Source organism: Hoylesella timonensis 4401737 = DSM 22865 = JCM 15640 (assembly GCF_000455445.1).
GTDB lineage: Bacteria > Bacteroidota > Bacteroidia > Bacteroidales > Bacteroidaceae > Prevotella > Prevotella timonensis.
On the sequence record NZ_HG417093.1, the window covers coordinates 184454 to 206952 of the forward strand.

The 22499-nt window shown below is 43.2% G+C and carries 12 protein-coding genes; 10 read left to right on the top strand and 2 right to left on the bottom strand.

The window, feature by feature from the left end; genetic code table 11:
- Positions 1-135: 135 nt before the first annotated feature.
- Entirely contained in the window at positions 136-2187 is a 2052-nt protein-coding gene (locus BN35_RS05405; RefSeq protein ID WP_025072035.1) for an HD family phosphohydrolase, read from the bottom strand.
- Positions 2188-2463: 276 nt separating this feature from the next.
- Here BN35_RS05405 and gltX point away from each other — a divergent pair, with 276 nt between their 5' ends.
- From gltX to BN35_RS05430, 5 genes are all read left to right on the top strand, one after another.
- A complete protein-coding gene (gene gltX, locus BN35_RS05410; RefSeq protein WP_025072036.1) occupies positions 2464-4002 on the top strand; it encodes a glutamate--tRNA ligase in 1539 nt (512 codons plus the stop codon).
- 5 nt (positions 4003-4007) lie between these two features.
- Positions 4008-5252 (top strand): 3-deoxy-D-manno-octulosonic acid transferase, encoded by a 1245-nt coding sequence (locus BN35_RS05415; protein ID WP_025072037.1) that lies wholly within the window; start codon positions 4008-4010, stop codon positions 5250-5252.
- Positions 5253-5408: 156 nt separating this feature from the next.
- Complete coding sequence (locus BN35_RS05420) at positions 5409-8978, top strand: glycosyl hydrolase 2 galactose-binding domain-containing protein (protein ID WP_025072038.1); 3570 nt, start codon at positions 5409-5411, stop codon at positions 8976-8978.
- 267 nt (positions 8979-9245) lie between these two features.
- Complete coding sequence (locus BN35_RS05425; protein ID WP_102938012.1) at positions 9246-12131, top strand: glycoside hydrolase family 95 protein; 2886 nt, start codon at positions 9246-9248, stop codon at positions 12129-12131.
- A gap of 165 nt (positions 12132-12296) precedes the next feature.
- A complete protein-coding gene (locus tag BN35_RS05430) occupies positions 12297-13466 on the top strand; it encodes a M20 aminoacylase family protein (RefSeq protein ID WP_025072040.1) in 1170 nt (389 codons plus the stop codon).
- A gap of 539 nt (positions 13467-14005) precedes the next feature.
- Here BN35_RS05430 and BN35_RS05435 read toward each other — a convergent pair.
- Entirely contained in the window at positions 14006-15094 is a 1089-nt protein-coding gene (locus BN35_RS05435) for a mannose-1-phosphate guanylyltransferase (RefSeq protein ID WP_025072041.1), read from the bottom strand.
- A 322-nt stretch (positions 15095-15416) separates the two neighbouring features.
- Between BN35_RS05435 and BN35_RS05440 the strand changes: the two genes are divergently transcribed.
- From BN35_RS05440 to BN35_RS13930, 5 genes are all read left to right on the top strand, one after another.
- Complete coding sequence (locus BN35_RS05440; protein WP_025072042.1) at positions 15417-18212, top strand: TonB-dependent receptor; 2796 nt, start codon at positions 15417-15419, stop codon at positions 18210-18212.
- Between the two features lie 55 nt (positions 18213-18267).
- Positions 18268-19779 carry a hypothetical protein gene (locus BN35_RS05445; RefSeq protein ID WP_028900959.1) on the top strand — a complete coding sequence of 504 codons (1512 nt, stop codon included), beginning with the start codon at positions 18268-18270 and terminating at the stop codon, positions 19777-19779.
- Positions 19780-20134: 355 nt separating this feature from the next.
- On the top strand, positions 20135-20503 hold the full coding sequence (locus BN35_RS05450) for a BlaI/MecI/CopY family transcriptional regulator (RefSeq protein ID WP_025072043.1): 369 nt from the start codon (positions 20135-20137) through the stop codon (positions 20501-20503).
- Between the two features lie 66 nt (positions 20504-20569).
- Positions 20570-21886: a M56 family metallopeptidase gene (locus tag BN35_RS05455; protein ID WP_025072044.1), complete on the top strand. Its 1317-nt coding sequence runs from the start codon at positions 20570-20572 to the stop codon at positions 21884-21886.
- 431 nt (positions 21887-22317) lie between these two features.
- Positions 22318-22499: hypothetical protein (locus BN35_RS13930; protein ID WP_218916339.1), on the top strand; the 182-nt coding region annotated here is incomplete at its 3' end.

Below are 22499 nucleotides of genomic sequence, written 5' to 3' on the forward strand. Positions count from 1 at the left end.
AAAATATTTGGTTTGTGCACAAAAGTTGATTGTTAGGTGATGTTTCATCAATGTCGATGGAGTGAGATAGCTACATCAATTAACATCTCGTTTGCATATGCGTCTACCCATTTGTACAAAGGAAACTTTTCTTTCTCACTTTTTTTCTTGAGGATAGGAAATACGAGTATGATATATAGCTTTTAATCTTTCTATGAGCACTTGTTTGGCTTGTAAAACATCTCTAAAGGTAATAGGACAATCGACAAATGCCCCACGTGACAACTGTCCGTCGATAATTCGATCGGTAAGTTCGGTAATACTCTCTTCAGTGTATTCTGACAACGACCGCGAAGCAGCCTCTACTGAGTCTGCCATCATAAGGATAGCCTGTTCACGCGTAAAGGGGTCAGGACCCGGATATCTGAAAGGAGCTGGGTCTACCTCCTCATCAGGGTGATCATTCTTATATTGTATATAGAAATAACTTGCCGTACTGGTGCCATGGTGTGTCAAGATAAAATCTTTGATAAACGAAGGTAGGTTATTTTGTTCAGCGAGTTTTACTCCTTCTGTAACATGACTGATAATAATTCGTGCACTCTCTTTAGGCGACAACCCTATATGTGGGTTGGCTCCTACTTGGTTTTCAGTGAAATATGCAGGATTGGTCATCTTGCCAATGTCATGATAGAGTGCTCCTGTACGAACCAACAAACTGTTGGCTTCGATTTTATTAGCAATCTCTACAGCCAAGTTTGCTACCGTGATGGAGTGCTGGAAAGTACCTGGGGCTATTTCACTAAGGTTGCGTAAAATACCTCTATTGGTGTTGGACAACTCGAACAAGGTAACATTAGATGTGAAACCGAACGTTTTTTCAATGATGTACATCAAAGGATAAGCCAATAGTAGCAGTACGGCATTCACGACAAAGTGGTAATACATGTCTGCATCGAGCTTGTTGAGCGAACTGTTTTGCATGAGTTGTAGCGAAAAATAAACAGCGATATAGGAGAGCCCAACCAAGATAGCTGTTTTGAATACCTGTGAGCGTTGTGTGAGTTCGCGCAGCGAATAGATGGCTACCATACCCGCAACAATTTGCATAATGATAAATTCATATTGATATTTCACAGCCGCAGCACAGATAAGCACGATAGTACAATGTGTAACAAATGCTGTTCTGGAATCCATGAACATGCGCACAAAGATGGCTGCTGTGGTTAATGGTAGGATGTATATGCTAAAAAGATTGTGCCTAATCATTAACGATACGATGATAGGAAATATTGTCACAAGTACATAGAGCATGGTGATGCTGCTTGGCTTGTTAAAATAGTCTTTGCGGAAAAGAGAAAGATAAATCGTAAATAGCAGCACAAGTATGGTGACATAGAGCAATTGTCCGTAAAAAGTAGTTTTCATTTCATCAGCCGAAACGTTTCTACGTTGCATCTCCCGCTCAAAAGAATTGAGTACTCGGTAGGTGTATTCGTTGACAATATCACCACGGTCGATAATCTTTTGTCCGCTAATTACCATTCCACTGGCAATCGCAATTCCACTGAGAAGGTCGTTAAGCTCGGTCTCACTGCGCTCTTTGTCATAATCCATGTTGGGTTGGATATATTCGTTGAGGTTACAGCGTTGTAGTAGTTGTCGGTAGGGCATCAACTTTGCGTCGTTAAAGAGTTGTTCATAAGCCGAGAGTGTAGAGTTGATACAGTTAATTTGGAGACTTTGTACCTGTTTTCCTATCACCATTCTCACCATGCTTGTGGAGTCTTTTCCAAAGCGATTGTACTCAGGTGTGTTGATGATACCCTGCTGGTATAGGCGGTGGAGACGATCCAATAAAATGTTCATGTACACTGTGGGTAGCCCTGGAATGCCTACCTTAAAATCGTTCTTGAAACGGTCAATCTGTTGTTTCTCAACTTGTGTGCGATAATTAAAGTAGGGTTGGAAATATTGTAGCAAAGAATCTTTCTCCTCTTGAATGGCTTCATCTGTCTTGTAAACAGGAAAATCAAAACTTGCTATAAATGAATTGTACATCCATGGTTTGTCGATGTCATAATGAAATTGCTGACTTGCATTTCTTGGTAACAACCAAACGATGAGTGCCACGGTGATGAGAATTAAAGCGCTACGTGTAAATAGGTTACGCCACTGTATGGATTCCTTAAAATTAAAGTTGCTCATGCTGATGCAAATTCTTTGGTTGGGTTGATAAAGTCACTTCTTCATGATAAGAATAGGCTTGTTATTTCCTTTAAGTTTCTATCTTTCATTGAAGTAAGAAAAAATGTGATTACTATAATCATTATGCGAAAATACAAAAAAAATACGCTATAATGCAAAAAAAAGATTACTTTTGCAAAAAATAACGTGAATCAAAAAATAAGCAGGTAGACTTTACTTGTTAAAGCGTGGCTTGTTTTTACACATATTTATATATCTTATCTTCATTTATTAAGAATGGCAGAAAGAAAAGTACGTGTGCGCTTTGCACCAAGTCCTACGGGCCCTCTGCATATTGGCGGAGTGCGAACGGCTTTGTATAATTATCTCTTCGCGCGTCAACATGGCGGCGATTTTGTGTTTAGAATCGAAGACACCGACACCAATCGGTTTGTGCCAGGAGCCGAAGCATATATCTTGGAATCCTTCAAATGGCTGGGTATTCAGTTTGATGAGGGCGTTAGTTTTGGAGGTGAGCATGGTCCTTACCGACAGAGTGAGCGCAGAGACATCTATAAAAAGTATGTCAAGCAGTTGTTAGAGGAAGGCAAGGCTTACATTGCCTTTGACACACCAGAAGAATTGGATGCAAAGAGAAAGGAAATAGACAATTTCCAATATGATGCTCATACGAGAGCGCAGATGCGCAACTCTTTGACGATGAGTAAGGAAGAGTGCGATCAACGCATTGCTGATGGTGAACAATTTGTGGTTCGCTTTAAGATAGAACCCGGAGTAGAAGTGCACGTGCAAGATATGATACGTGGCGAAGTGATTGTTAAAAGCGATATCCTTGATGATAAGGTGCTTTACAAGAGTGCCGATGAATTGCCAACTTACCATTTGGCAAACATTGTAGACGACCACCTGATGGAGATTACTCATGTCATTAGAGGCGAAGAATGGTTGCCCAGCGCACCGTTACATGTTTTGTTGTACCAAGCGTTTGGTTGGGCGGATACCATGCCCCTGTTTGCTCATCTGCCGTTACTCTTAAAGCCAGAAGGCAAAGGAAAGTTGTCGAAACGTGACGGCGATCGACTTGGTTTCCCTGTCTTCCCTTTGGAATGGCATGATCCAAAGTCGGGAGAGGTATCGTCTGGCTATCGTGAAAGTGGTTATTTCCCCGAAGCAGTCATTAACTTCTTGGCGTTATTGGGCTGGAATCCAGGTACAGATCAAGAACTTTTCAGTCTTGATGAGTTGGTGGACGCCTTTGACATCACGCGATGTTCAAAGGCAGGTGCTAAGTTTGATTATCAAAAAGGTATCTGGTTCAATCACGAGTACATCTTATCGAAGAGTGATGATGAGATTGCCGAACTCTTTGCACCTATCGTTGCCAACAATGGGGTTGATGAATCATTGGAACGCATCACACAGGTAGTACATATGATGAAAGATCGGGTCGACTTTGTGAAAGAATTGTGGCCCTTATGTTCGTTCTTCTTTGTGGCTCCGTTAGAATACGACCCTAAGACAGTTCGCAAGCGTTGGAAAGACTATTCAGTTCAGCAAATGACCGAATTGGCTGCATTGCTGGAAAGTTTAGATGACTTCTCGCTGGAGAATCAGGAAGAGAAAGTCATGAAATGGGTTGAAGACAAAGGGTATAAATTGGGCGATGTCATGAACGCCTTTCGTTTAACATTGGTAGGAATAGGTAAAGGTCCTGGCATGTTTGACATCTCTGCATTCCTCGGAAAGGAAGAGACGTTAAAACGGTTACATAAAGCCATTGAAGTCATTCCTACACTTCAATCAACTTCTGAATAAGGAAGGTGGATAGTAGAAAACCAATTTCCGTTGTTTACCAAGTAGCTATCTATATCTATTTACTTGGTGTTGCTGTAGCCAGTGCTTTCAGCAAGAAAGTGCGTACCATGTGGAAAGGTGAACACGAAGCGATTGGCATTCTAAAAAAGAATGTCAATCCCAATCATCAGTACATTTGGTTTCATGCCGCATCGTTGGGAGAATTTGAACAAGGTCGCCCTTTGATAGAACGTATCCGGAGCGAATATCCCGAATACAAAATACTACTTACCTTTTTCTCGCCTTCGGGTTACGAGGTAAGAAAGAACTACGAGTATGCCGATATCGTGTGCTATCTACCCATAGACACCATTCGCAACGCCCGTAGGTTCTTGCGAGCGGTGCATCCTTGCATGGCTTTCTTCATCAAATATGAATTTTGGTACAACTATCTTCACATCCTCAAGCACCGCAATGTGCCTGTGTATAGTGTGAGTAGTATCTTCCGAGAGCATCAAATTTTCTTCCGTTGGTATGGCAAAAGTTATGCAGGAGTGTTGAGATGTTTTACGCATTTCTTTGTTCAAAACGAAAAGAGCAAACACTTGCTTCACACGATAGGGATAGATACGGTCGATGTCGTAGGCGATACTCGCTTTGATAGAGTGTTGCAAATCAAAGAGAAAGCTCAGCAACTTCCGATAGTTGAGGCTTTTAAAGCAGATAAAAAAGTGTTTGTTGCAGGCTCAAGCTGGGCTCCAGACGAGGATATTTTTATTCCTTTCATGAATGAATGTAAGGACTGGAAAATGATCATCGCCCCCCATGTTATCAACGAAGAGCATTTGAAACGTATCGAAGAAAAATGCAAGGGAAAAACGGTTCGTTACACAGCAACAACACCCGAAGAAGCTGCACAAGCTCAATGCTTGTTAATCGACTGCTACGGACTGCTATCAAGTGTTTATCATTATGGTGAAGTGGCGTACGTTGGTGGAGGCTTTGGGGTAGGAATACACAACGTGTTAGAAGCCGCCGTATGGAAAATGCCCGTTCTTTTTGGACCTAATCATCAGCGTTTTCAAGAAGCGCAGGAACTGATTAAGGCGAAGGGAGGGTTTGAAATCACGGACAGTTCTTCGTTTGCACGTATGATGCAACAGTTCATGGCTCAGCAAGAGTACTTGCGATTGAGTGGCGAAGCGGCTGGTAGTTATGTGGAATCTAAGACGGGTGCTACCCAAAAGATTTTGAAGCAAATAGATTTGTAAATCAATTTACCTTTGCAAAAAGGATACCGTTTGACTTTCAATAAAACGATATAGAGTAAAAGGTTAACTTATTTTCTTGAGTTAACCTTTTGTGTTCTTGTACATTATGCTTATTTTTGTCAAATAATCAACAATCAATTTTCAACGACATACAATATGATACGGCATTCAAGGTATTTTTATGGCTTTTTGGTAACGATGACTTTTTGGGTACAATTTGCTTTTGCACAAACCTATACTCGTGGCATTGGCATTTATCCGGGGCGTGTGCAAGAGGCTTATGTGCCTACGTTAGTGCAGGATAACACCTACCGCAACATAGCTTTGCATCGCAAGGCGTACCATTCTTCGAGCTATGATTACAATCTCACGGCACAACTTATTACCGATGGCATTATTACTCATGCGTTGCCTTCTCGGCTCACAGTTACAACCAATCAAGGCATTTTGCCCCTTAGAGAACGCGAATGGGCTATCGACCGAGGCGAATATACGCGAAACATCCTGCTGGGAAGTAAGGCTTTCATTCAATACCAGTGGGACAATATGCATGTTACTGCCAACGAAATAAGCATCGTTGCTCGAGTGGCTTATCACGAACAACAAGCAACGAAAGGTTATAAGATTAGATTGTTGGCTTGTGATGAGAGGGGAAAATGGCAGGTCGTGGCGCAGCAAGCAGCCGACTCGTTGCCAGGGGTGGCGTCCAGATACAAGGCGCATAGCGACCCTAACAAAGTAACTGACACAGAACTGCTGCCTACACGTAATTTGAAAATGGCATTCAGACTAAATGGCAAAGTTCCACATCTATACGGTTTGCGCTTGGAACTCCAGATGGCAGGTGCTGCACATTGGACGCTTACCCAACTTAATTTCGCCCAAAACGGCACTCCCGTCACCGATGTGTTGCCTTCTGCAGCTTTTCGTAGTGCTTGGATGAGTGCTACTTCGAGCGATGAATGGGTAAAGGTGGATTTAGGAGCGCAAGCCTCTTTCGACAAAATAAAGTTGCACTGGCTTAACAAAGCCATACGAGGCGAGGTGCTGGTATCAAAGGATGATGAGCATTGGGAGCGCATTTCCACTCTTCAGCAACGGACACAAAGACAAGAAACCATTGCTTGTAAAGCCACGGCACGCTATGTAAAAGTGAAAATGACTGCATCGAAGAATGGCAAGCCGTTTGTGTTGAGCGAAATAGAGGTGATGGGTAGAGGCGGACTTACTGCCAAACCTTATCCCGAAGGCACTTACCAAGACAATAGATGGAGTCTCAATGGCGGAAACTGGCGGTTGCAACGAGCTTCAGAAGTACATGCTATGGGCGAACAAATAGCAAGTCTAAACTTCGATGATAGTGGCTGGATAACCGCTACAGTACCTGCTACGGTGCTGTCAAGCTATGTCAATATAGGAGCTGTACCTCATCCCAATAAGGACAACCAGTTGTTTATGGCATCTGAATCGTTCTTCAATTCCAACTTTTGGTATCGCCGAACATTCTTCTTGCCGAAAGAGATGGTAGGGCAAACTGTATTTCTTAATTTTGATGGCATTAACTGGAAAGCTAACATCTATCTGAATGGAAAGCGCATCAATCGCATAGAAGGGGCATTCATACGCAGTAAAACAGAGATTACGCACTTGCTCAGAGAGGGCAAAAACGTGTTGGCTGTAGAGATTATCAAGACCCAGCATCCTGGTGCAGTGAAGGAGAAAAACCAACTCAACACCGACTTTAATGGAGGAATCTTGGGGGCGGACAATCCTACTTTTCATGCCACAATTGGGTGGGATTGGATTTCCACTGTCCGTGGTCGTAACATTGGGATATGGAATCATGTGTATTTAACTTCAGAGGGGTGTGTTACATTAAGTGATGCCGTGGTCACCACTCGTCTTCATTTGCCCGATACATTGGCAACGGTGACGCCCTCTGTCCGCCTTACCAACAACCAGCAACACCCCATTCATGGCGTATTAAAAGGGTGGATAGGGACGGTCAAGTTTGAAAAGCCTGTCACCATTCCTGCCTCAACCACCATAGAAGCCACTTTCTTACCAACGGATTATGCGCAACTGCAGCGACAACGCTTGCGCTTGTGGTGGCCTAATGGTTACGGAGAGCCATATCTTTACGATGCGGGCTACACCTTCGAAGCCCACGACGGTGACTCTCAACCATTACATTATAAAGCAGGCATTCGCCAGATGAGTTATAAAGATGTGGACACACGCCTTACCTTATATATTAATGGAAAACGATTTGTTCCTCTTGGGGGCAATTGGGGCTTTAGCGAGAGCAACCTTAACTATAGGGCACGCGAATACGATGCGGCTGTAAAATACCATCGCAACATGAATTGCAATATGATACGCAATTGGGTAGGACAAACAGGCAATGATGAGTTTTACGAGGCTTGCGACCGTTATGGCATCATGGTATGGAAAGATTTCTGGTTGGCTAACCCCTCTGACGGTCCCGATCCACAGGATGAGCGGATGTTCTTAAACAATGCGGAGGATGACGTTTATCGCATTCGCAATCATCCCTGCATTGCCTTGTACTGTGGACGAAACGAGGGATTTCCACCCAAGACGCTCGATACAGCTCTTCGACAATTCGTGAATAACATGCACCCTGACATGTTATACATCTCCAGTTCGGCGGATGAGGGTGTCAGTGGGCACGGTCCTTATTGGGCTTTGCCTGAAAAAGAGTATTTTGAAAAGCAAACAGGCAAGTTGCACACGGAGCGCGGAATGCCCAACGTGATGAACTACGAGAGTCTTTGCCGCACGCTTTCCCCTCATCATCTGTGGCCTCAAAACGATGCCTGGGGCAAGCACGATTATACATTGGAGGGTGCGCAGCGTGGCGCATCGTTTAATGGAATCATTGAAAAGGCTTTTGGCGTGATTGGAGACGCACATCAGTTTACCAAACTTGCGCAATGGGTGAACTATAATGGTTATCGTGCCATGTTCGAATCGGGTAGCAAGCACCGCTTAGGACTGCTCATTTGGATGAGTCATCCTTGCTGGCCCAGTATGACATGGCAGACCTACGATTATTACCTCGAACCAACAGCCGCCTACTTTGGCGTGAAAAAAGCTTGCGAACCATTGCACATACAGTGGAATGCAAGTACTCGAAAAATGGAGGTTGTCAATCTTCATAAAATGGTGAAAGACAGCTTGACAGCGCAATGTGAGGTGCTGGACATGTGGGGAAAATCCATTATGAAGTATCAACAGCGGATAGAAATCAAGCCCGATACAACCGTAGAGTGCATGGCTATCGATGCGCCTGCTATCCATGGTACGGTCTATTACTTGAAGATGTCGCTATTAGATGCACAAAACAAGGTGTTATCTGACAATTTTTATGTTTGTTCTACCGATGAGGGCAACTTCCAAGCCTTGCACTCTTTGCCCACCGTTAAGCCTACTGTGACATTTGTCAAGGATAAGAATAAGGTGAAGGTAGAACTGTACAATCCCACTGATACCCCTGCCATGCTCATTCGTTTGCAATTAAAAGGTAGCGATGGCGAACAGATTTTGCCAGTCGACTATACCGACAACTATTTCCATTTGATGCCACATGAACGCAAAACAGTTGTCATTGCATGGGAAGAGGAAGATGCGCGAGGGGTTGATGTGCAGTTGCAACTGGAGGGAATGAACGTGCCAACAGCGCATATCCCATTCGTGAGGTGAGGATATTTGCAGGTTCTGCGAATTCTGTGAAACAACGTCCACTGTGTAAAACGTGTGTTCTTTGTATCAAAATTGTTCAACATAAAGGGTAGGGAGCATTCAAACCATGCCACTGAAATCATGGATGCTCACCTTCCCTTTATGAAGAAATAGCTAAAGTTCCGCCTTAACAAAAAGAAAGGATTTTGTTTTTATGTGCACGATTGAGCGTAAAAATCCTATTTTTTGTATACCTTTGTATCATTCTTTACAAATACTACAACCTATATGACAAAGATTTTTACAACACTAACAGCATTGCTTGTTAGCATGCTTGCTTTTGCACAACCCTCCATGCCAACCATTAGTACCGCTGGCAACGAAGTGTACTATTACATTCAGATGCAACGAGGTCAAGCCGTCATCACCTCTATGGGTAATGGGAGTAAGGTGCAAACCGCCACTCCTGTGGCAAACATGAAGAAACAGCAAACGTGGAAAATAGAAAAGCAAGGCGACAGTTATCGTTTTGTGAATGCAGCAGGACAAACGCTGTATTATAACACTTCGCTCAATTTCTTTTGTGCTGGCACGCAACCCAATGGCGTCAAGGATCTGAAAATACTGAAAACTACCAACACAGAATATCAAGGCTTCGAGATTTCCACCACAGGAAGCGGACAAACGTTCCTGAATCAATGGAGAGGAGCTGGTGTTGGTCGCGAGTTGGGCTTATGGTTTCAAGGCGATCCGAACAACCCACTGCAATTTGTCGCTACCAACGACATGGTTATCAATGATGCCAAACCCACTCCCATCAACGAAGTGTCCCTAACGGGGTCTACGACATGGAAGCCTACCAACAAACACACGCTGTGGTACACAAAGCCTGCCACCATATGGATGACATCCACTCTGCCGATTGGTAATGGACAGTTTGGCGGCTGTGTCATGGGAGGTGTGAAGAGAGATGAAGTGCAATTCAACGACAAGACATTGTGGAAAGGTCATGTAGGAACAGTTGTGGACAATCCTAATTATGGATCATACCTGAACTTTGGCAATCTATATATCACGTCAACAGACAGCCGTCTCAACGCAGCGACCAATTATCGTCGTTGGCTGGATATCGACCAATCTAAGGCAGGGGTAGCATACACTGCCAATGGTGTTGATTATCAAAGAGAGTACATTTGTTCGTACCCCGACAAGGTGATAGCCATACATTACAAAGCCAGCGAGAAGGGAAAGATTAGTAACAACATCATTCTGTTCAACCAAAACGGAAAAACGCCTACCTATAACATGAATGGCACCACTGGCGTCATCACCTTCCAAGGCGAAGTGCCACGCACAGGCACGCCCAAAGGGGAATCCTACTATTGTAAGGCATACGTTACGGCAACGGGTGGCACGATTGCCGTTGACAAAGATGGTGGTATCGACGTGAAAAATGCTGACGAGATGTTTATCTATCTCTATGGCACTACCAATTTTGACGCTTCCAATGACGAATATATCTCTGATGCAGCTTTGCTACCTTCGCATGTCACAGGCGTTGTAGATGCCACCTTGAGCAAGGGCTATGCGGCGATATGTGACGCGCATGTGGAAGACTATAAAGCTTTGTACGACCGCTGTCAACTCAACATCACGAACGCGATGCCAAGCGTAACGACACGACAGCTCATTGACGACTTTGCCATAAGTCCGGCAGACAATTTACTGTTAGAGGAAATTTATTTCTGCTACGGTCGGTATCTTATGATTAGCAGCAGCCGAGGCGTTGACTTGCCAAGCAATTTGCAAGGTATCTGGAACAACGTTAACAATCCTGCGTGGAACAGTGACATTCACTCAAATATCAATGTACAGATGAATTACTGGCCCGCTGAAATCACCAATCTCAGTGAGTTGCATCTTCCTTTCTTGAAGTACATACACCGCGAGGCTTGCGAGCGTCCACAATGGCGGGCTAACGCTCAACAGATAGCAGGACAAACAGTAGGTTGGACGCTGACAACCGAAAACAACATCTATGGGTCGGGCTCCAATTGGATGCAAAATTATACCATTGCTAACGCTTGGTACTGCATGCACTTGTGGCAGCACTACCGTTTCACATTGGACAAAGAGTATCTGAAAAACATTGCTTATCCAGCCATGCGCTCATGCGCTGAATATTGGTTGCAACGATTGGTGAAAGCTGCCGACGGCACTTACGAGTGTCCCAACGAGTATTCACCTGAGCATGGACCTAGAAGCCAGAATGCTACTACACACTCACAACAATTGGTTTGGGACTTGTTCAACAATACCTTACAGGCGATAGCAGAGTTGGGTATTAACGAGGATGTCACCTTCCTTAACGACCTGAACAATAAATTCAAGAAACTGGATACTGGTTTGGCGATAGAAAATATGAATGGGCAGTCGCTCTTACGCGAATGGAAGTACACATCGCAGGCTACTGTTCCTTCCTATAATTCGCATCGACACATGTCGCATCTTATGGGACTATACCCGGGCAACCAAATTGGACGAGATATTGACGCCAACATCTATGAAGCTGCTCTCAACTCGCTCAACACGAGGGGGTATGCAGGTACGGGTTGGTCTATGGGGTGGAAAGTGAACCTACATGCCAGAGCACGCAACGGCAACGTGTGCCAAAGACTCCTGAGAACAGCATTGCATTTCCAAGACAACACTGGCAACAGTGAAGGAGGAGGCGTGTACGAAAACCTATGGGATGCACACACACCTTATCAGATTGACGGAAACTTTGGCGCATGTGCAGGGATGGCGGAGATGCTCTTGCAGAGTCATCTCGGAAAATTTGATATCCTACCCGCATTACCAACGATGTGGAAAAACGGAAGTGTAAAGGGACTTTGCGCCGTAGACAATTTTGAAGTGTCCATTGAGTGGAAGAACAACAAGGCAGTGTCCATCGACATCGTATCCAAAGCTGGCAAGAAAGCTACCGTGAAATATCCTAAGATTGCCACTGGCTTCACTCTGACTGATGGACAGGGCAACAAAGTAACTGCGACCAAGGTAAGCGATGACGAAATTACATTCAATACCTCCAAGGGTGCGACCTATCGCCTGACGACGACAGACCCCATAGGTATTGATAAAACTGTAGTAAAACGAGGAGGAAAGGGGTAACGCATCGTAGCAACGCATTATTATCTTCCAAACGAAACGCAGATTACGTCCCCCTCCAAAAACGGACTCTACATCGCCAGTCAGCAGTACGAAAATGGCAAGAAAGAAACATTTAAGTTCGTAATCGATCGCAGCGAGTAATCGTCTTCCAAAGATATGAGTAAAATGAACGTAAAACCAAGGAGAGAATTGGCAGCCATGTTGCCACTGATGAAACAGTGGATGGAAGCCATGCACCAAGAGCCTGAGCTATCTACCCAAGAGGTAAATACAGGCAAGTATGTTGCCGACCTGCTAAAGAATATGGGCTACGAGGTTCATGAGCATGTAGGAAATCATGGCATTGAGGGTGTGGTAGGTGTACTAAGTCATGGCGATGGAAAGAAGAAAATAGGTATTAGAGCCGACATGGATGCGCTCCCTATTCAAGAGGTCAACAACCTACCTTATAAAAGTAGGCATGACGGTATTTCTCATCTCTGCGGACACGACGGTCATAGTGCTATGGCACTTGGGGCAGCTAAGTATCTGGCAGACACAAAGCACTTCAATGGTACCGTTTACTTCTATTTTCAGCCTGCCGAAGAGACCATGCAGGGCGGTCCTTCAATGATTGATGATGGACTTTTCAAGAAGTTTAATGCCGATAGAATATATGCCATACACAACATACCTGGGCTACCAAAGGGTGTACTGCATTTCCATGATGGAGAAACGATGTCGGCGGTAGATAATTGGGAGATACGCTTAATGGGGCGTGGTGGGCATGGCTCTATGCCCGAATTAAGTATTGACCCCGTCGTTGCAGGTGCTTCTTTGGTGATGGCACTACAGACGATTGTAGCTCGCAACCTCTCTCCTTGGAATAATGGCGTGGTCACCATCGGCTCATTCCAAGCAGGGAATGCAGGAAACGTTATTCCAGACGAAGCTGTACTCAAGTTGTCTATGCGCAACATGCAGCCCGATGGACGAAAGTTAGTGTTGCAACGTATTCGTGAGATCACTGCTGCCCAAGCAGAATGCTTTGGGTGTGAGTATGAAATAAAAGAGGGACAACCCGGAGCAGTACTTATCAATTCGCACGAAGAAACGGCTTTTGCTGCCGAAGTGGCACGCAAATACTTTGGAGAGGAAAATGTAGTGTACCCTTGCAAGCCATTGATGAGCAGTGAAGACTTTGCCTTTATGTTGCAAGAGCGACCAGGAAGTTACATCATGTTAGGTAATGGTGAAACGCCTATGGTACACAATCCTAAGTACATCTTCGATCAGGAAATCCTCCCCATAGGTGCTTCGCTGTGGGTCGCCTTGTGTGAAGAATATCTCAAGTAGGAGATTGTAGGGTTTCAGAAGAACAGTTTTCTTTCGGGAAGCCAAACTTTTTTGTCTCTTGAACAACTGCTGCAGTGCGTATTTTTGTAGCGAGTAAAAGAGCGGAAATGTCCTGTTTTTTCAAAATTTGGCATCTGTGAAATAGAAAAAATAATGATGTTTGAAAGCGGTAAATAACCCTTCAAATGCGTTGTTTCTTCACCTTTTTCCAATAACTCATTGGGTTAATGTGCTTTGAAACATGGGATAACAGCGCAATATCATGCATCTAAGGAGACTAAGTACATGCTTTAGCGAGGTTAAAGTAATGAGTTAATAATAGAGACATAGTGCGTCAATCGCATAACGCACTGACAATAAGAGTTTTATATTTTTAGCGTATTTGCGACCAAGTAATGAGTTGGTTGCAAATACGCTCGTATTTTGAGCCGATGTTAATATTTTTCATAAAAAATAAAGCATCTCAGTCCCTCTATTTATGCACACTTCTAACATGGTGAGCAGACAGATTTACAACGCCTACTTGTTGCGCAAAGTTATCAAATATACTCGTTGCCTTTCTTGATTTGCACCTCATTAATGTACTTTCGCAGCAATGCCGAGGAATCTTCTTTCTTGCATATGAGCAGTACGTTGTCGTGTTCGGCAATGATGTAGCCGTCTAAACCGTTAATGATGCCTAACTTACCCTTCGACAGTTTGATGACATTGTTCTGACAGGCTTCAAGCATCACATTGCTATCAATAATGACATTGTCCGATTCGCTTTTCTGCATGGATTCGTAGATACTGTGCCACGTTCCAATATCTGCCCAACCAAATGAGCATTTCATCACGTACACATCTTCCGATTTCTCCAAAACACCATAATCTACGGATAAGTTGGAGTAGAGTGGATAGTTTTTATGAATAAACTTGTTTTCTTCTTCAATGGTCCATTGTGGATTCATCTGATCAAGATTTCCCAACACAAAGGGGAGCAAACGGTCTAAGCATCTCGACAAAAATTTAATGTTCGACATAAACATACCCGTGTTCCAATAAAACTCGCCACTTTCTACAAACATTTTGGCAAACTCTCTTTCTGGCTTTTCTGTGAACGACTGCACTTTATACACATTGTTTCCAGCAGATTCACCTAATTGTATATAGCCATATCCTGGTTCGGGGCGAGTGGGCTTGATGCCCAAGGTGAGAAGTCCTGCCTGTTGTTCTACAAAGTCAAACCCCTTTAGAACATCATCCACAAACGCCTTTTCGTTTTGTATCACTTGGTCAGACGGCACTACTAATAAGTTGGCATTTTCATTATATCGCATGATGCGATGTGCAGCCCATGCTACACTGGGCGCCGTATTTCGATGAATAGGCTCCGCCAAGATTTGCTCTTCCGTCAAGTCGGGTAGCTGTTCTCGTATCCATGGCAAATAAGCTTGATTGGTACAAACAAAGATATGATCTGTGGGAACTATTTTCAATTGGCGGTCGTAGGCTTGTTGAAGCAACGTGCGACCCGTACCGAAAAAGTCGATAAATTGTTTAGGCTTTTTCTCTCTGCTGCAGGGCCAAAGGCGTTTTCCCTTTCCTCCAGCAAGAATGACGCAATAGTTGTTATCTGACATTTTCATGCGCAATATTTTGTGTTTTGTTTTCGAAGTTACTTAAATATCTTTTACGAACCAAGTATTTTAGTATTATTTAGTCCAATTTTTGAATATTCAAAAATTCATACTCCACAGTTTCTTCTCAAGCGCATCACAAGTTTGAAGATGAAAGGAGTGAGGCTTGAAGAAGAACGAGCAAACAACTTGGGATAGCAGTACTGTCATACAATCGAAATAAGTGTGATAACAGTCGTTACAGAGTTGTCACACCATTCTCATAGTGACGAAATACGAATGCAATATCTGTGTGATACTTTTGCAGCGTTAATGATAAGTTCGAAAATAAATGAAATTGGAAAAAAGGGGAATCGTAGTCATTTTGCTACTACTGATGCTGAGTCTACACTTAACGGCTCAAGAAATTACGGGCACTGTTGTTGATGCCAAGTCAAAGGAACCACTCATTGGAGCCACCATAGAGATTGAAGGGAAGAAACCAATGGGTGTGACCGACTTTGATGGGCATTTCAAGTTATCAGGTTTACAGGAACTGTCTTATACATTAGTGATACGCTATGTGGCTTATCAACCAAAAACAGTTCGAGGTATAAAGGTTGGAACAACCGATTTAATGGTAGAGATGAACGCTGACGAGCAGACGCTGAAAGAAGTGCAGATAACGGCAGCGGTCAAACAAACCACAGAGACAGCCATGGTGCAGTTGGCGAAAGAGAGTCCGTATGTGATGAGCAACATCTCTTCACAAGAGATTCGTCGCACGCAAGACTCAAATGCCGGTGAGGTGATTAGGCGTGTGCCAGGCGTGAGTTTGATAGAAGATAAATTCGTCATGGTGCGCGGACTGTCTCAGCGTTATAATAATGTATGGGTGAATGGTGGTGCCGTTCCCAGCAGTGAAGCCGACTCAAGGGCTTTCTCGTTTGATATTGTACCCAGCTCACAAATAGACAATTTGTTGATTGTAAAAACCCAATCGCCCGAATATCCATCTGATTATAGTGGCGGATTTATCGTATTGAATACAAAGGAGATACCGTCAGAAAACTCGTTCTCGCTATCCTTAGGAGGCAATTGGAATACTCAATCGGCATTTCAAGACTTTACTTACACCAAAGGTTCGAATACCGATTTTCTTGGATTTGATGGCGGTTTGCGCTCGTTAAACGGTGGTATTCACAGTCAACTGAAAACTTTATCAGATCAAGCGATTAGTTTATTGGATAACGGATTGAACAATGACTGGCACGAGAAGACGAAGAAACCTTTGGGAGATTTGAAACTTTCGGCCAATTGGAATCACCAATGGGATGTAAATCGGTATCGACTGGGGATGATCGTTGTGCTGAATTACAGTAACGAATACAGAACCTATCGGGACATGGAGAACAACCTGTTTGGTATTTATGACGCCCAAAACGACCGTGAGAACTATCTGCGCCAATCGGTTGACAACCAGTTTAACAACAATGTGCGCTTGGGTAGCATGTTCAATCTTACGCTCATGTCGAAAAACGGCAAGAACAAATACCAATTGAAGAATATCTTTAACCAATTGGGCAACAATCGCTATACCGAGCGTAACGGCATCAGCGCACAGTCGAACAATGAGCAATCGGCAGAATATTATTATCGTAGTCGTACCACCTATAATGCACAGCTTACCGGAAAACATACGCTCAAGGCGCACGAGTTGGACTGGAATGTGGGCTATGCATACGCCAATCGGCACATTCCAGACCGCCGACGCTATTTGGTTAACGATGCCATTGAGACCAATCGGTTAGGGTTGTTGACAGGAAACGATGTGTCACGTGAGTGGACACAGTTGGATGAGCACATTGTATCGGGGAGTGTGAACGACAAGATAACCTTTAATTGGGGGCAATGGGAGCCATTTTTGAAGTATGGTGCGTATGGCGAATATCGTACCCGCGATTATACCACTCGCGAATTGATATACAATTGGAACACGTCTAACAACAACATGCCAGACGGATTCAGGTACATGGAGATGCCAACCTTGCTGAGCGATGTCTCTTACTTTGGTGTGGACAAGTTGCACTTGCTGGAGCAGATGCACATGCGCAACGACTATATCGGACACAACACATTAGGCGCAGGATACTTGGCAATGTCTCTCCCCTTTGGCAAGTTAGGTATCTACGCCGGTGTCCGATTTGAACATAACAACATGGAGTTGGTATCAAATACACGTGACACAGAAGTTAGTCATATCAGTACATTTTATAAGACTAACGACTTGTTTCCCTCGCTCAACACCACTTATAAGTTCAACGACCAACATCAACTGCGTTTGTCGTATGGAAGAAGCATCAACCGACCAGAGTTTCGTGAAGTGTCTTCGTCGGTATATTATGATTTCGACTTAGCTTCCGATGTAAAAGGCAATCCTAACTTAAAAAATGCGTATGTGGATAACATCGATTTGCGATACGAATACTATCCAAGCCGAGGCGAACAGATATCAGTAGCCGCGTTTTACAAACACTTTAAGCATCCTATTGAGTGGACCTATACGGTGACAGGAGGTACAGATTTGAATTATTCTTACATCAATGCCTTGGCTGCTAACAATTATGGACTGGAGTTGGACATCAAGAAAATGCTCGATTTCATCGGACTTCCTCATTTCAGTTGGTCACTCAATGGTGCTTTGATTAAAAGTAGTGTGCAGTTTGAAAAGGGGTCTAAGGAAAAAGACAGACCCATGCAAGGGCAGTCACCTTATCTGATTAACACAGGAATATTTTATAAGAACGAGGCGCACCAAATGCACATTGCCTTGTTGTACAATCGTATAGGTAAACGTATCATAGGTGTGGGACGTAGTGAAGGCACCACTTCGGGCGACAACATCAATGCCCGCGTGCCCGATAGCTATGAGATGCCACGGGATGTCATTGATTTGACGGCTTCTAAAAAGTTTGGAACGCACTGGGAACTTAAGTTAGGAGTGCGCGACTTGTTAGCACAGAAAGTGTATTATAAGCAATTTGCTGACGTAACCTACGCTGATGGAGCTAAGAAAGAGGTAACCGAAATCAGTCGTTGTTATCAGCCCGGACGCAATTTATCGTTATCGGTTATCTATCAATTTTGAAAACTAAGTTGAATATAAATATCATATTTCGTTTATTGATTAAAACAAAACAAAGATGAAAAAAAGTTTGAATTTATGGGGAGTGATTACAATCCTAACGCTCTCTCTCGGTTTTACTGCTTGTGGAGATGATGATGAGCCAGTTGATAAAAAGGAGTCAACGACCCAATACGTTTGGGGAACAGATGGTGGGTTAAAGAGTTGTGACCACTTACTGTTCACGAATGGTAAGGAAGACCCTAATGGTAAGGAGATTGGTAATGGCAATCAGGAGTTTGTCTTCAAGGGGAAACAAACGTTAAAGAAAGGTACTTATCTGCTGAAAGGCTGGGTGTATATTGCCGAGGGTTCGGAACTGACCATTGAACCAGGTACTATCATCAAGGGTGATAAGGTGACAAAGGCTGCCTTAATTGCCGAAAGAGGTGGAAAACTCATTGCTAAAGGCACGCCTACAGCACCCATTGTGTTTACATCTGCACAAGCCAAAGGCAATCGTAAGCCTGGAGATTGGGGTGGTGTCATCCTCTGTGGAAAGGCTGTAAACAATCAGCAGGAAATGGAAATAGAAGGAGGACCACGCACGAAGCATGGAGGCAATGACAATGCAGACAACTCGGGTGTGTTGAGTTATGTGCGCATTGAGTTTGCTGGTTATCCATTCAGACAGGATAAGGAAATCAATGGTTTGACCTTAGGCTCGGTAGGAAGTGGCACACAGCTCGACCATATCCAGGTTTCTTATTCCAATGACGACTCTTACGAGTGGTTTGGAGGTGCGGTAAACGCTAAGTATCTCATTGCTTACAAAGGTTGGGATGATGATTTTGACACGGACAATGGCTATTGCGGTACGGTACAATTTGGTCTTGTCGTACGTGACTCGAAGCTTGCTGATGCCTCTCAAAGCAATGGATTTGAAAGTGATAACAACGGTTCGGGGTCGGCTGTTGAGCCTTATACCACTGCACAATTCTCGAATATCACGTTTATAGGACCTAAATTGGATAAGAATTTCCAAAACAAGCCCGATTATATTACAGGTGGAAACATGAATCCCAATAATGGTTCGGCACTCGGTAAGTTCCAATCTGCCATGCAAATTCGTCGTAACTCTCGTTTGAGTTGTTACAATACGTTGGCCATTGGTTATCCTATCGGTCTGATGCTAGATAACGAAAAGGGCGACACACAGGGTGCTGCGACAGCTGGAAAACTTCGTTTGAAGAACATTTGGTTTGCAGGTATGGATGTCATCGGTTCGGATATGAACAAGAAATATGAGGACGAGTTGGTCACTGACTATAAGGCAAAGAAGGCAGATAGCAGCAAGAAATCATTCTCTACCACCTTCTTCTTATCACAGGGTAACACCGTGAAGAATTCTTGGGAAGACCTGATAGATACCAAGACCTTCAAACCTTTGGCATCAAGCCCATTGCTGAACGCTGCTTCTTTCACAGGATTGAAAGGCTTTAAGACCGTTTCTTACATTGGAGCCTTTGCTGCAAACGATAACTGGGCTGACGGTTGGACAGAGTTTGATCCAGAAAATGCCAATTATTGATAGTACGTTGAGGCGTTAACAGATTTGTAAGTATTCATGATTCTATAACGAATCGTATGGATAAGTGTTTTTTATACTCTCTTATACTTGTCCATATGAAACGTTATAGAATCTTTTTTTGATGTATTCAATCAGCCGAATAGTACCCTTAACGAGTATTATTTTATGTATAAATACGAATTACGATATATTCGTAATAATATTAAAAACAATTACTTCTATTAAATTTTTATGATTTATTAACTCATAAACGCTTGCAGTTATTACGAAAAGTTCGTAGATTTGCGAATGATAAGCAATTAATGGACTGACATCAGACAATTGCTTACTGTTTAAGTTGATAATACGCAAGATGATGAATATGGAAAAATTGACAGTACAAGAAGAAGAGGTCATGCAACGTATATGGCAATTAGGAAGTTGTACAGTAAAGCAAATATTGGGTGAACTGGGCACGCCTCCACCGCCATACACCACTGTTGCTTCGGTGGTGAACAACCTCAAGCGCAAAGATTTTGTAAATCAAGAGCAGCGGGGGAATACCTACGTTTACTCTCCTGCCATTCCAGAAGAGAAGTACAAACAGCACTGTATGTCGCGTTTTGTTCGTGATTACTTTAGTAACTCGTTTAAGGACATGGTGTCTTTCTTTGCCAAAGAAGAGAAACTGTCTTCTGAAGATTTGCAAGACATCATTGACCAAATTGAGAAGGGTAACGAATAAATACCTTTCCCTATCGATGGTTGGAAAATAATAGATTTGAACACGCACGCTTAAAAAATACAGATTATGCTTATCTATCTCGTCAAAGTGAACATAGCCCTCATACTATTGTATGGCTTTTATCAGATGTTTTGTGCTAAAGACACGTTCTTTGGCTGGAGAAGAGGTCTTTTGTTAGGCATTTATACCATCGCCTTCTTGGTTCCATTGATGCCAACAATCAATTGGCTCATGACCGCTGAAACCACTCAAGGAATGGCATTAACGTACCGGCAAGTAGTGCTTCCTGAGCTCACTGTCGGAGCAGAGAAGACCGAGTTGACTTGGATGAACGTGGCGCAATGGATATATATAGGTGGGGTAGCGATACTCTTGCTTCGGATGTTGGTGCAAGTAGGCATTATTGTGGCCATGATTATCCGCACCAAGACGCGCGAGATAGACGGTTGCAAGGTGCATGTCATCAAAGGCAAAGGCAGTCCGTTCTCCTTTTTTCAATGGATCTTTGTGAATCCCGACGCACAAACGTCTGTTCAACTGCACGAAATATTGGTGCACGAGCAGACACATGCCAGACAATGGCATTCGATAGATGTCATTTGTTCCGAACTCTTTACCATCGTATGTTGGATGAATCCTTTTGCATGGTTGTTGAGACGAGAGGTGAGAATGAACATAGAATATTTGGCAGATCATCGAGTGGTGACAAATGGAATCAACTCTAAAACCTATCAGTACCACCTATTAGGATTGTCGTATCAAAAGAATGTAGCTACAATTTCAAATAACTTCAATGTTTTACCATTAAAAAAAAGAATCAAGATGATGAACAAACGCAGAACAAAACCCGTAGGAAAATTAAAATACTTGTTTTTCCTTCCGCTCGTAGCCGCACTCCTCGCAGCGAGCAACATAGAGAGTATCGCACGCTCTATCAGTGAACAACCCACTATAGCGAAGAAAGATGCCGTGAAAGTTTTGCGGCAGACGCAACCACAAAAACCCAAGAAGAAACGGACACCTGTTAAAACACAGAAGAAAGTTGGTACAGTAAAAGATAATGCCGATAAAGTATATACGGTATCATCAGTGATGCCTGAGTACGAAGGGGGCATATCAGCTTTAATGAATTTTTTGGCAACAAACATGAAATATCCCGAAGAGGCGCAGAAAAAGAAAATAGAAGGGCGCGTCATCGTGAGTTTTGTTGTAGAAAAAGATGGATCGTTGTCAGACTATAAGATTGTCAGATCTATTGACCCATTATTAGATGCGGAAGCCCTCAGAGTGGCAAAGTTGCAAAATAAATGGAAGCCTGGATACGAAAACGGCAAGCCTGTGCGGGTTCAATACACACTTCCCATCACTTTTAAGTTGAAATAAACTTGTCGATCAATGAAGCGAATGTGAATAAGGTCGCGGCTCTTTCATAGAAGAGAAAGGTTGTTAATGATGAAAACAATCTTTGTTCTATTGTTTCAACAACAATACTAATGAATGAAATGAATCGCACTGCTTGTTTTCATTCGCTTCATTATGCGTCATTTGTTATCACAACAATGCCACTTTTGTGAAGGTGCAGCGTCGTTTTTTTCATTTCATTTTTGGCAAAAGAATTTATTGTTTCTGTCTTATTATTTTACCAAAAAACGACCATCTAAAATCTTCAAAATAGAAAAAATCAATAGGCAAACGACATGCAAAAATGCGCTGATTTGAACAAAATAAGCGTCTTTTCAAGCTGAAACATTGACTTTACGGTCTTGGAAACACTCTTTAGAGCTGTTATTCACATGCAACAACAGCATTAAAGCATGCAAATAGCAGGCTTATCTCAATGCTTCAGTCGCCAAAAAGTGGTAAAAATAGGAAAGAAAAAAGAAGACTTAAGCGTAATAAGTTTAATCATAACGAGTTATGAAACTTTCTCAAAATTCGCGTATTTGCGACCAACTTTGCCGTTGGTTGTTTTCACGCGAGTTATGAGAGGCTCTCC

Excerpts from the sequence above, each read along its gene's own strand:
- BN35_RS05405 (WP_025072035.1), bottom strand. The coding sequence starts at position 2,187 with ATGAGCAACTTTAATTTTAAGGAATCCATACAGTGGCGTAACCTATTT.
- gltX (WP_025072036.1), top strand. The coding sequence starts at position 2,464 with ATGGCAGAAAGAAAAGTACGTGTGCGCTTTGCACCAAGTCCTACGGGC.
- BN35_RS05420 (WP_025072038.1), top strand. The coding sequence starts at position 5,409 with ATGATACGGCATTCAAGGTATTTTTATGGCTTTTTGGTAACGATGACT.
- BN35_RS05425 (WP_102938012.1), top strand. The coding sequence starts at position 9,246 with ATGACAAAGATTTTTACAACACTAACAGCATTGCTTGTTAGCATGCTT.
- BN35_RS05430 (WP_025072040.1), top strand. The coding sequence starts at position 12,297 with ATGAACGTAAAACCAAGGAGAGAATTGGCAGCCATGTTGCCACTGATG.
- BN35_RS05435 (WP_025072041.1), bottom strand. The coding sequence starts at position 15,094 with ATGAAAATGTCAGATAACAACTATTGCGTCATTCTTGCTGGAGGAAAG.
- BN35_RS05440 (WP_025072042.1), top strand. The coding sequence starts at position 15,417 with ATGAAATTGGAAAAAAGGGGAATCGTAGTCATTTTGCTACTACTGATG.
- BN35_RS05445 (WP_028900959.1), top strand. The coding sequence starts at position 18,268 with ATGAAAAAAAGTTTGAATTTATGGGGAGTGATTACAATCCTAACGCTC.
- BN35_RS05450 (WP_025072043.1), top strand. The coding sequence starts at position 20,135 with ATGAATATGGAAAAATTGACAGTACAAGAAGAAGAGGTCATGCAACGT.
- BN35_RS05455 (WP_025072044.1), top strand. The coding sequence starts at position 20,570 with ATGCTTATCTATCTCGTCAAAGTGAACATAGCCCTCATACTATTGTAT.